The organism is Rhizobium sp. NFACC06-2 (assembly GCF_900101425.1).
Taxonomy (GTDB): domain Bacteria; phylum Pseudomonadota; class Alphaproteobacteria; order Rhizobiales; family Rhizobiaceae; genus Agrobacterium; species Agrobacterium leguminum.
Genome location: NZ_FMVA01000009.1, coordinates 1 through 12,289 on the forward strand (window position 1 = coordinate 1; position 12,289 = coordinate 12,289).

Sequence of the window (12,289 nt, forward strand, 5' to 3'; positions counted from 1 at the left end):
GTGCAATACGTGTCGATCAAGTATTCCGAACGGTTGGCAGAGGCAGGTATCGAACCTTCCGTCGGAAGCGTCGGCGATAGCTACGACAACGCTCTCGCCGAAACGATCAACGGCCTTTACAAGGCTGAGGTCATCCATCGCCGAGGACCATGGCGCAACTTCGAAGCTGTGGAGTTCGCCACGCTGGAATGGGTCGATTGGTTCAACAACCGGCGTCTACTGGAGCCCATTGGAAACATTCCGCCTGCAGAGGCCGAGGAACGATACTACGCCATGCTGGACGCACCAGCATTGGCCGCATAACTTAAACCAAACGGTCTCCGGCAAAGCCGGTGCGGTTCACCTCGCATGGGTATGCCGCTACTAACCCCTCCATCTTGCACAAAGAATGGATCGCATCTCACTAAGGAAATGTAGTTTTCCACGGCTGTTTGGTTGAGGCCTTCCCAGATCACCTCGGAGAGCTTCAGTAATTTACTTTCTAAAGCCCCCTAGAATGAGGTTTCACCCATTGAAGGACCAAGGAATGGAGCGCATTCGCTTCACAAACAAGAGGTCGCTGGGTATTCTGAAGACGCAGCAACGCGAGCCTATCAATCTCCAACGGCAGCGAGTTCACCAGAAATGCCTGTGACAAGCGGACCAAACCACAGGGAATAGTGCCATCACTCGGACGTCCGAAACTGAGTGAACTCCGTAATATCCGACCATATTCACAAGGCATGTGTATCGATCCACAAAGGCTTCAACGCGACCATTGCATAAGATTCGACGCCGCAACTTAATGTTGCTGCCGCAGCAACTCTCGCTAATATGCCCGCTTGTAACGGGGGACAGCGGATGACGGTAGAAAGCTATGATGCTTCGGTCGCAGTGGCCGATGGTGAGGGAGAGCACGAATCTGGGTTCGGCGAGATCGGAGATGAAATCGCGAAACCAAAAGTCAAACGTCGTCGCGGCAACACACTGGAAAAGTGGGAAGCAGCCTTAGTTAAGGCGATGATCCGCCGCAAGACCTACAACGATCAGGACATCCTTTCCTACTTCACTCGCCCTACGCGGACCGTGAACCACCGACTGATCGGTGAGATAAGAACAGGTTTAAAACATAAGGCTGTGAAAGGCGTAGACGACGAGGAACTAGAAACCTTCCTCTCTACGTGGCCCGATATCGATCATGAAACGGGCTTGAGTGTCCGTGGTGACGAACTCCTGATCAAGGCTCGCGAAGCGATGATCGCCGCCGTTCATACTTTCAACAGCGCGGGCCTAACGTTCCGCGCCGAATTATTTGTTGTGACCGCTATCATCGCCTGGACGTATTTATTGCATGCATACTTCAAGCGAGAGGGTGTTCCCTATGTCTATAGGGCGAAGAAGACGCCCAATGGACAGGACCGCTTCTGGGACCTGACGCAATGTCTGGATACGGGCAAGTGCCCTCTATCTTTGGGGGTGAAAAACAATTTGCATTTCCTGATCGGACTGCGAAACGAGATCGAGCATCAATCCACCAGCAGGATCGATGACGCAGTTGGGGCGGAGCTTCAGTCCTGCTGCCTAAACTTCAACGACGCCTTGAAGGAGTTGTTTGGGCACCAGTTCGGTTTGGAAAAGCGCCTGCCCATTGCACTACAGTTTGTGTCGTTCGGTTTGGATCAGCGCACCGCATTAAAGAAAGCATCAAGCCTACCTGTTCACGTGTCCTCCTTTATATCTGCATTTGAACACGATCTGACAGAGGAGCAGGTCAAGGACCCGGCGTTCAGGTTGAAAGTAGCTTTCGTTCCTATAGCAGCGAAGAGGGCTGCAGGTGCCGATCAGGCTGTCGTGGTCGTTTCGCCCGGTTCTTCCCTCGCCGAACAGGTTGAGGTGGTTTTTAAAGAGGTGAACCGCACACGTTACATTAGGCAGGACATCCTCGATAAGGTCGCAGAAGCAGGGTTCCCGAAGTTCGGTTCAGGCGCACACACGAAACTGATGAACCAGCTTGATGCGAAGAATCCCGCTAAGGGGTACGGCTGCGTGGGTGACTATAAGGCCCACTGGGTATGGTTTGAGAAATGGCTGGAGACGGTTTTACAGCACTGCAAGGACAACGCAGAGAAGTACCTTTAATTCGGTCGAACGCTCCACTTGCGTTGACGGCGAAAGCGCTAATAAGCTTCTCCGCAACCTTATGTTGATCGATGAGTCGGAGAAGAGCTTGAGCGACTATTGGACAGACAGACCTGGCGCAGCGAGCAATCTCCGCCTCCTGACCCGGGAAGGAAAGTGGCTCGCATGGGAGGATCAGGAAGCCGACCCAGACGACGCCAGCAGCAGAAGGATCACTGGCGCTAAAGGACTTGTCAACGAGGTTCTGACGCAGTCAGTTCACGCGACCAATGTTTTGACGCTCCTTGGTTCAGGTGCTTCGTTCTGTGCGAAAAACGCTGACGCGCGGCAAGCACCTGGCATGGGCGATCTTTGGCACGCCGCTAGAACAAAAGTTTGCGATGAGAATCTGGCAGGCCATTCGGATTTCGACAGCGTTGTGCTGGAGATAATCGGCACGTTGCCGCCTGAAGACGGTGGGAAGCGACGAGCTGGCGACATCGAAAATCTCCTGAGCCTCTGCAAGATGAAACTTGAATTGATGGAGGTTCGAGCCACGGAAGCTGAAAAGGCTGATCCTGCAAGTCCGATCACCAGACTGAAGACCTTTATCACGAAAGCCGAAGGAGCAATTCTTGAAAAGGTCGATTTTGTTAGCCAAATGACGGAATTGCCCGCGCACAAAGGCCTAATCCAGAAATTTGCAAAACGTGCTGTAGATAAACATCGCGTCAAGTTGTTCACAACGAACTACGATCTTTGCGTCGAAGAAGCCGCTTCTCGCCTAGGCGTCGTGCTCATCGACGGCTTTTCCCATAGTGCTGAACAACGTTTCAACCGCGACTACTTCCAGCATGATATTGTAAGGCGGCAGACGTCCGGTACAAAGGCCGACTACATCGACGGCGTCTTCCAACTTTATAAGCTTCATGGTTCGGTCGACTGGCGACGACGTGCCGATGGCGTGGTCATCCGTTCCCGTGCTAACGATCCGTCCCTGATGCCGGTATTGATTTATCCTCGGTCCACAAAATATCAAGAAGCTTTTGAAATCCCCTATCTTGACATGTTCGCGGCATTTCAAGCTGCTCTTCGTGAACCAGATACCGCCCTTCTGATAGCCGGGTTTGGCTTCGGCGACGATCATATCAGCACTCCCATCTGGTCAGCACTGGAATCAAATCTCAGCCTCCGCCTTATTTTGGTCGATCCGTCTTTCATCCCATCGGTGAAGCTGGACGCCCATCCCGCTCCCGACCACCTTCTCGACGTTGGGCTACCGACAAGGAAATATCAAAATCGGATGGCTCGCCTGGTCACAGAAGGCGATCCACGAGTGACCTTGCTGAACGGTAGATTCGAGGACTTGGTCGATGCCATTCCCGCGATCACGGGCGAGTCAGATCGGCAACGCCTCCAGATGCGCCTCGATCAGATCAGGGATGCCGCAGTATGACCGATCCAATAATCGCGTTGATCGATCCTGACAAGCGCGTCGGCACTGTGACGAGGGTGAGCGCGTCTTCGATTGAGCTGACTATCCCGAAAGCGCTGGCTGCAAGCGGCCAACGAGGCTTGGCGAGAGGCGCGACCGGTGACTTCGTGTTCATCGATTGCGATCACGAAACGATCCTCGGCCGAATAACAGATGTCTTCATCCCCGACCGGCAACGGCCTGGATTAGAACGGCAGATGGAAATTGACGCGAGTGCCGAACCACAAGGTCGTGCCCAACTTCTTGCCACTGTGAACAAAGCAACTCACAAGGTCACGCGGGGTATCAATGTCAAGCCGCGCGTTGGTGACGGGGTCCATCTGGCAGATGGCAGAGCACTCGCGGCTGCCATCAGAGAAGCGCTGCAAGGAGAAGTCGAGCCGGGAAAGGATGAGCGCCTTCTGGTGAATCTCGGAAGGTTGTCTGGCATTGCGAACGCGACAATTGCGATGCCCCCGGAAAAGTTGTTTGGGCGGCACTGCGGAATATTTGGAGCAACCGGGGGCGGCAAGAGCTGGACATTGTCAAAGCTTCTGAATGAAACAGTCCGCCTTGGAGGAAAGTGTATCCTTTTTGATCCTACGGGCGAGTTTGCTGGCAAGGTGTCCGGCGCAACGGAGTTTTCGTTCTCGAAAGCGAATGACAAACAGCCTCTAGCGAGGTTTCCATATCGGCAACTTTCGGAAATCGACCTCTATGCTCTCCTAACACCGTCGGTTCAAAGCCAAGGCCCCAACCTTCGCAGCGCGATCAAGAGCCTGCGCCTGGTCACTGCCCTTCGTAAGACGCCTCACAGATATGCCCAAACTCTGGAGGGCGCAAACGAGCGCTATCAAATTGGAGACAGGGGGTACGTTGAGGTTCGACGTAAGGGTGTGGTAAAAAAAGCAGGAAACAGTCGGAATGCGCTGTCTGTGGCTGTGATTGAGTTGACCAGCGAGTTGGACTCTCATTTTTGCGACTTCGACATACGCCTCCTTTCTGATCAGATCAAAGAAGAGTGCATCAAGCAGCATACGCCTGACGAAATGGGAAAGTATGGCAACTATGACGATTTTTCTTTGGGTAACTGCAATTCCTTGAATGTCCGCATCGAAAACTATTTGTCTTCACCGGAAATGCGGTGTCTTTTCTCTGACGACGGCGCTAACATATGCGATGAGATAAAGAAATTCATCGACGATCCTAATCGGCACGCACTTGTTCTATCCTTCGAGCATGTCAGCTTCAAATATAATACGCGCGAACTGTTGTTGAACACCCTAGGCCGATACTTGCTCGGCCTTGCTCGGCAAAATGTCTTTCAAAGGTGCCCTCTGGTCTGTTTCTTGGACGAGGCCCACCAGTTTATCGGTCGATCCATTGGTGACGATACGAACCATGTGACACTCGATGCCTTCGGTCTAATTGCGAAGGAAGGCCGGAAGTACGGGCTAACGACGACCATAGCCACACAGCGCCCCAGAGACGTTCCCTCGGACGTCCTGAGTCAACTCGGTACCTTATTCGTCCACCGCCTCACGAACGACCGCGACCGGGAGACTATCGAGCGTTCATGTGGAGAACTGGATCGCGACGCTGCGGCGTTTATTCCCTCACTAGCTCAAGGAGAAGTGATCATCGTTGGCCCAGAGCTTCCCGCACCACTCCCCGTCCTCGTTGATCGCCCCGAGAAAGGGCAGCAGCCGGAATCCCATGGTCCTCGTTACCAAGCATATTGGGGTACTTCCCCTGACAAAGAGGACGCCGGGATTTAGAGCCGTGCGATATTTTTAGAACGTCACGCAACTAATCTTTGCGACATTACTTTCTTTGACGTGTGCTTCGGCATCACCGAGTAGAGCCTTGAGAATTGGTAAATAACTACAATCTTCCGATTGAACGATACTCAGTTTTTGAGAACCCAATGCCCCGCCACTCCTGGCTTTATGGCGAAACGTTCTTCGGGAGGCGTTGAGCTTTTGAGAATCTGGTGCATATCCATTAAAATCTCCCTCGCCTCCGAGACGTAACTGTGACCAAGTTCCAGCAAGCCTCCCTTCTCCACCTCAACGGTGTCCATCGAATCCATTAGAAACACTGGTGGTAAAAAACCAACGCGAGCGAACTGGTGCAGAATAGCGGACAGCTGTACCGCCTTATCTCTCGAACAAACGTAAGATGTGGTACTGCCAGAATTGCCAATCACATGTGCGCCGACATTTCGCATAGTATCTTGATCGACATCTGCAGCGGCAAAAATTAAGTGATTGAACCTCTTCAGTTTTTCTGGATTTGAAGACCCGATGATTTCGAGGGCCCCTGCTAAGCAGCGGCACCCCATGCTGTGAGCAAGGACATTAATCCTCCGCCCGCCAGCATTTTCAATGAAATCTAATAGGTATGATGCAAGATGATACTTGCTGGCCTCAACTGCCGCTTCGTCGGCCTGATACGCATGCACTTGGTCTCGTGATGGCCAACTGAAAAGATTTATCCCCCGCATCAAGCCTAGGTCATAACCGATCTGAGCGGCCCAAAGTACAGCTTGTTCGAACCCAACATTGTAACCGTGGATAACAACAGTTGGCGGCGTACTATTAAACAATTCCGAGAAATTCTTATGTACGAATTGCCAATATAAATCGCTGGTCAGGTAATATATCCGTCGAATTTGTAGTCGGTCGTCCCCCTTTAGCAACCGTTTCCAAAGTGGCGATCCTAACGACCCGACCTTGTGTGAACTTGGGACCAAAACCTGACAAGCGCCGTAGTGAAGCCTGCTATCTCTCTGTTCACCAAAAGTTACCCACTCACGCTCCCTAATAAGATTGCGGTTAGTCGCAAACGTGACCAGATAGGTCGGCTCTTTCTTCGGTGCTACCGTAGGCGTGTTAGCTTTGCGTGCCCCGAAAAACTCCTTGAAGCTGGCCTGAAGCCCGGAGTCCAGCCTAATAGGGGGTTCTTTTGAAATCTCTGCCCTCTGGCTGAGCGAGAGGCTGTCTGCCTCCGAAAAATCTGGAGCGAAATATGCGTCTCGCAGAATTGCATTTGTCCATTCAACATTTGGGAACCTAGCGTCCTGAAAGGAAGATTCTGCAGCAACAACGCCGTTGAGATTTGCGTTGTCGAAGGCTGCGCCATCGAAGCTACTAAGCGTGAGATCGGCATGGGAAAGGTCTGCTGATTTAAAATTTGCTTTCGAAAAATCCAAATCTATTAGCTTGGCGTTGCGGAGATTAGCTTCCGAAAAATCGTAACGAGAGAAGAAATTTGAATGCGGAGCGCTCAGAAACGCTTGGTCGAGAACTTCACGAAAGTCGACACCGGCCAGATCAGGCTTGAATTTCACTAGTTTTCGACGGCCGTTCCAAGCATCGCGGCCCTCTCTAAGCCATTCAACGTGATCAATATTTGCCATAGATGTCTCAGATAAATGGTGTTTGTTTTGGTCCGACGGGACGATGAAAGTTGTCGCAACTTAACGATGCATTCCTAAATGATCGGTTTCCCTGGATGCTTGCGTCGGCATTCTTTCCTCGAAAATACTCAATCAATTATGCGATCTGCCGCGTGAAGTAGTACACTGGTGGAGCAGTAGGCGGGGAATTTAATATCTCAGACAGGTCAACGCGCACCGGCGAGACCACCAGCCTGCAAATTCTCTTTGTAGAGGCCCATGAGCCGCCGTCTCTGACAGATTTTGCGCCAACCAAAATCTCAGGCGATTGTGGAAATGGAAGGAACAGAGAACACCGAATTTCCCTCGGATTCGCCCGTGAGGATATCAGCGTTCCGATTGGGCTGCGCCGGAATCAACCTCCGCCTCCGTTTGCTTTTGGAGGCCAAGGGTGTCGTCACCATCTGCCGAACGTTTAATTTACCGCAACACGAAAGAAGATGAAGTCGTCGTTGACGCTCGTGACCAACCTCTCTAAACCCCGCAGCCGGTGCTGGTTCGTTCCGGCGCGCCAGGGGATTTTCCGGAAGCCAGCCAGAACGAACACACCTTGCTTCCGCAGGCTGTAAAGCAGCGCCAGGAAGGAAAACGACATGTCGCTTTTTGATCGTGCAGGCATCGCCCTGCTAGCATTCGAAATCGTGTACTTCATGATCGCTCCGGCGATCTTGTCGTAAAACGAGATGTGCGGGGTACGGCAATACCCCGCACGTTCATCGGAAGTGAAACGACCGACTTTTTGATGATGCCAAGTTAAAGTTCGGCGGCATCAGTGTCAATTATCACGTCGGGAAAAATATCGCAGCGTTAGGCTCGACCTGATCAGACAGTTTTTATTAACCATATTTCCAACGCACAAACTTCCCCCGCTAGACTCGCGGTACCGCCCCTGACTATCTTCTGTCCCAGTTTCAAACACGGAGCCCCAAGATGATACGCATCGTCATTCTAGGAAAGACCTTCCTCAGCTCCATCTGACGTAAGGACATCGTGTCCTTTACCTCCGGATGGGCTGCCACCCATGTGCGCCCAGGAGGTATCTATGCGCCCATCAAAAAATGTTTTGCACCACGTGTTGGTGCGTCGTGCCATTCTGAACGAATTGCGCTCCGGTGCCGGAGAGGACATTCGCTCCCGATTTGAGGTGTTCCAGGACACCGGATCGGACGCGGATAAGCAGGCAATCGTCGGGATGCGTACGTCACGATGGTAAACAATCCCCAATCCCCCATTTTCATCGATGGCGAACCCCTGCTGTGGGTTGAACCGTTGCGCCACGAAGGCGTGCGTAACGTCACCCCCAAGCACCTGTTGAACACGAACGGTTCGAGCGTTTTCAATAATCGCGAGGTGCAGCACGAAAGCGGCACCGAGAAAAAGGTCGCTTCGGTGCTTAAGGCACGGCCCGGCGTTGTCGAGGTGCGCTCGCAGTTCATGACAGTTGAGTATCATGACGAGGAAGGCGTGCTTCACAAACACACCATCGACTATTGCGTCCGTGATAAACGCGGCCGTTGGGAGGCCGTTGCGGTCAAGCAGGAGAAGAAGAAGGCGGAAGTCGAGGCCGTCTTTAAGGGTATGTTGCCCGAGTATCGTGATCGCTTTCATAAACTGACGATCATGACCGAGCACGATGTTCCTTGGTGGGTCGTGCGCAATGCCGATAGCATCCTGTTTTATCGAGAATTGCACGACGACCATCACGTTCAAACCCTGCTGGATGAGCTTCAGCAGCGAGCCGAGGCTAAGGTGTGCTTCTACCAGATGTACACGTTGGGCATCGACCGGCCGTCCCGTACGGCCGCCATATGGCGGCTCATCGACCTTGGGTACCTAAAGCCCGAGCCAGGCCTCATCAATGAGCTGACCTGGTTCATGGTCGAAATCTAATCGCCCCCTAGCCCACAACCCATTCCATCCCAGCCCAGCCCAGCCACTTCGAGCACCTTTCGGAGCACGGCGAAGCTATGTCCAAGGAGGACACCATGACTGACAACTCTGACGCCAACGGCAAGCTTGAACTGCGCCCCGCTCCGGAAAGCACACCTTCAATCCCCCTCATGACGTCGAACGACCGTTTCGTCTATGAGGGCACCCCCCTCATCGCCATTTCGTACCGGGCGACGGATACGTTGTTCTTTCACGAGAGCGATCCAATGACGCACAAGCGCATCAAGCATACCGAAATCGAACTCGCAATCGATGAGGGTCGCGCGCAGTTTTACCCAGGTTTTTATACCGAGGCAGGTGTGAAGGCTTACGAGCGGTTCGGCAACAAAACCGTCGACGAGTTTAAACCCGACGGCGTTGCCATTGCTCGCTACCACGAATTCCTCGTCTTGAAACACCGTGCCTGGTGTGTCGAGGTCGGGCAGTATGTGCCCCGCAGCCTGAAACCAGCAGCGGAAATGCCTGGCGGGCGTTCCATGGAAGAGCTGTTGCTGAATTGGACCGTCGAGTATCAGCTGCTTCAGAAGGAAAAAAACGAAGAGACTGGGAAAGTACGAAAGAAACGTGCCGGTAAGAAGACCAACGGCTTTGAAGTGCCAACAGTACGCAGCTTCAACTCCTACGTTAGCAAATATGAAGGCTGTGGTGACGATGTGCGTGCGCTCATTCCCCAGCAGAAAGGTCCGAAACGCCGCCATTTGCAGGTCGAATGCGCCGAAAGCTATGCGATCTGGCGGCAGGCTGCTGCCGAATATGCTTCGAAACGCAAAGTGCCGATGTCGAAGGCACGGAAAATCGCGAACGCCCGCATCCACGAAGCCAACAAGGCGCGAACTGAAGACCAATCCAAACTGATCTTTGTCGAGCGTAAGCGCTTTGAGAATATGATTAAACAGCTGAGGGCTTTCGACGTTCTCGCTGCTCATGAAGGCGAGCCTTACGCTCATGCAGTCTACAAGCCGAAAATGGATTCTTACGACGTAGTTCGCCCCGGTGAGCGTGTCGAATTCGACGACTGGAATGTCGATTGCATTACCCTGATGAAAGAAACCGGCGTCTGGTTGCGTCTTCCTGCCAAATTTCAGACCGCCCTGGAAAAAGCCTCAGCAGACAAACCCCAGCGCATTTGGTTCGTGGGTGCAATTGACGCCGCGACCGCCATGCCTTTGGCGCTGAAGGCAACTCGAAAGCCTTGTGCTTCCGCCGTAGTCGAGGCCCTCGAAATGGTAATGTCGGATAAGACACACATTTCGAACCTCGTGGGTGCAAAGACCCCTTGGGCCGCAAAAGTGCGGCCGGAGAACGTGGTCACTGATAACGGGACGCCCTACATCGCTGATATCACACGTGACGCCTTCCTCATGAGCAGCGTGTCCCTGACTCGACCGCCAGCGGGTCAAGCATGGAAACGACCGTTCATCGAATCGCTGTTCAAGACATTTGCGAAAGACTTGATGTCGTATTTCGATGGTCGCACGTTTTCCAACGTTGTCGAACGTCGCGACTACGATTCCGTCGCTAATGCAACCCTAATCGTCGACGAGTTCATGGTGATCGTTTATCGCTGGCTTTGCGATGTGTTCATGAACACTCCCAGTGCCCGCCTGAACGGATTGACGCCCTATGAGGCGTGGGAACTGAAAAAGCGTACCTATCCGATGCGCCCAGTTCCTGGTCGACACGAAAAACGTCACATCTTCGGAGTGAAGAAGGACAAGATTATCCGCAGCGAAGGCATTTTCCTTCACGGCATTCCATACAACTCCGATGAACTCCAGTCGTACCGCCGTAAGCACGGTTCGAAGAAGCTCTTCCCCGTCCGCTTCCATCCTCGCGACCTGGAATCGATTTCCGTCCACACTGAGGACGGATGGTTGACGGTCGGAAATTGCATTGGAGTACCTCCGTATGTTTGCCTCGAAGAATGGTACTTGGCGAAAAAAGAACTTGAGCGGCTAAACGAAGAGCGATCAGCGCGCTCCGCGCCCACCATGTATGACGGCATCAACTGGGTACATGGCGTCGTAGATGCTGCTGCTCTGCGTGGTGGTATTTCCCCCCATATGCGCAGTGCCGAAGACATGTCTCGCGCCACTGCGAGGCTTTTCGAAGGCCGCGCCATCACGAAGGCAGAAGCTGGTGAGCTGGCACTTCTGGCAACTCCTGCTCCTCAGGCAACTCCTTTGCTTCAGGGGCGTGTTGGAGAGCTTCCTGCTGAAATCCTGGCCACGAAGACCCCGAAAAAGAAGGCTGTCGAGCCCGAGGTCCCCATCATCCCTGAGGTAGATGAGGCTGTTGCCGACATTGATGAGGACGACGAAGATTCCCAGCTCGGAGATTACAAGTAATGAGCGATTTCAGCAACATGTCCATTGAGGACCGCAAGCTCCATATGGAGCTGAAATACTACCTTCAGCTCAAAGACAGAGAGCTTGAGGACATGGTGACCGATCTCGTCAATAACGCGAAGCGCTGCGAGAGGGGAGGCGGATCGAAAGATCGTATTCTCTTCGTAATCGGAAACTCTGACACTGGCAAAAGTACCGCCCTCGCACGCCTCTTCAAACAAATGGAAGCGTTCCAGCCGTACGAAGATGAGTTCGGAAAGCGCGTGGTTCCATTGTTGAGCATAAGGTGTCCGCCCGACTGCTCACCCAAAAGCTTGGCCGACACCGTTTTGAACAAATGGAATCTGTACGCTAAAGCCAACCAGAATGCGGTTTCGCGATGGGCCATGATTGCCCGCCAACTGCAATTTAGAGGGATCAGGTACCTGCACTTCGATGAAATGCAACACGTGAATACAGGTGGGACTGAAGGCGCGATACTGCAGGTGCAAGATTTTGTGAAGGGCTTAACGGAGATTGACGATTGGCCGCTTCACTTGATCCTTTCCGGTACGCCCAAGATGAAACGCTTTATGGAGAGCGATGAGGTTGCCAATCGAGCGAAGGTCCAACGCTTCCATCTCGTGAAATTCACAAAGAAAAACGCGGAAGCTATCGGCAAGGTCGTGCGCCAAATCGTGGAAGACGACGCAGGGCTACAGATTGGGTGGACTGAGGAAGACGAGCTGATTGCCCGGCTGATCGTGGCGTCTAAGGGTGCATTTGGGACCATGATCAAGATTACCCAGAAAGCGTGTTTTCGCGTCCTGGATAGCGCCGGGACAAACGTGACCGTTGGGGACTTTGCCGCCGCCTACAAATCCCGTCGCGGGAACCTCGCAGCTGACAACCCATTCACGACTAGCGATTGGAGGAGCATCAATCCTTCGCACTCCCTGTCTGATATGGATTAGGCGGAAG

General features: G+C 53.0%; 9 protein-coding genes. 7 read left to right on the forward strand and 2 right to left on the reverse strand.

The genetic code is table 11. The features are described from left to right. The 4 genes from F3H58_RS16040 to F3H58_RS16055 form a co-directional block, all read left to right on the forward strand. Positions 1 to 303 (forward strand): integrase core domain-containing protein (locus F3H58_RS16040; protein ID WP_149742882.1); only part of this gene is annotated, 303 nt, incomplete at its 5' end. A 537-nt stretch (positions 304 to 840) separates the two neighbouring features. Beyond that, on the forward strand, positions 841 to 2,118 hold the full coding sequence (locus F3H58_RS16045; protein ID WP_149742883.1) for a DUF3644 domain-containing protein: 1,278 nt from the start codon (positions 841 to 843) through the stop codon (positions 2,116 to 2,118). Positions 2,119 to 2,206: 88 nt separating this feature from the next. Then, positions 2,207 to 3,553, forward strand: a complete 1,347-nt coding sequence (locus tag F3H58_RS16050) for an SIR2 family protein (RefSeq protein WP_149742884.1) — start codon at positions 2,207 to 2,209, stop codon at positions 3,551 to 3,553. Next, positions 3,550 to 5,349: an ATP-binding protein gene (locus F3H58_RS16055; RefSeq protein WP_149742885.1), complete on the forward strand. Its 1,800-nt coding sequence runs from the start codon at positions 3,550 to 3,552 to the stop codon at positions 5,347 to 5,349. The genes F3H58_RS16050 and F3H58_RS16055 overlap by 4 nt, the downstream gene beginning before the upstream one ends. Positions 5,350 to 5,480: 131 nt before the next feature. Here F3H58_RS16055 and F3H58_RS16060 read toward each other — a convergent pair whose 3' ends face one another. Both F3H58_RS16060 and F3H58_RS16065 read right to left on the reverse strand, forming a co-directional pair. Beyond that, positions 5,481 to 6,992, reverse strand: coding sequence for an alpha/beta hydrolase (locus F3H58_RS16060; protein ID WP_149742886.1), 1,512 nt, complete (start codon positions 6,990 to 6,992; stop codon positions 5,481 to 5,483). Positions 6,993 to 7,446: 454 nt separating this feature from the next. Continuing rightward, the gene (locus tag F3H58_RS16065; RefSeq protein ID WP_149742887.1) at positions 7,447 to 7,683 is read right to left on the reverse strand and encodes a hypothetical protein; all 237 of its coding nucleotides are present in this window, start codon (positions 7,681 to 7,683) and stop codon (positions 7,447 to 7,449) included. Positions 7,684 to 8,237: 554 nt separating this feature from the next. Between F3H58_RS16065 and F3H58_RS16070 the strand changes: the two genes are divergently transcribed. The 3 genes from F3H58_RS16070 to F3H58_RS16080 all read left to right on the forward strand — a co-directional run bounded on the left by F3H58_RS16070 (position 8,238) and on the right by F3H58_RS16080 (position 12,282). Continuing rightward, positions 8,238 to 8,921: a PDDEXK family nuclease gene (locus tag F3H58_RS16070; RefSeq protein WP_149742888.1), complete on the forward strand. Its 684-nt coding sequence runs from the start codon at positions 8,238 to 8,240 to the stop codon at positions 8,919 to 8,921. Positions 8,922 to 9,016: 95 nt separating this feature from the next. Continuing rightward, positions 9,017 to 11,329, forward strand: a complete 2,313-nt coding sequence (locus tag F3H58_RS16075; RefSeq protein ID WP_188128950.1) for a TnsB C-terminal domain-containing protein — start codon at positions 9,017 to 9,019, stop codon at positions 11,327 to 11,329. After that, on the forward strand, positions 11,329 to 12,282 hold the full coding sequence (locus F3H58_RS16080; protein WP_149742890.1) for an ATP-binding protein: 954 nt from the start codon (positions 11,329 to 11,331) through the stop codon (positions 12,280 to 12,282). The genes F3H58_RS16075 and F3H58_RS16080 overlap by 1 nt, the downstream gene beginning before the upstream one ends. Positions 12,283 to 12,289 lie beyond the last annotated feature (7 nt).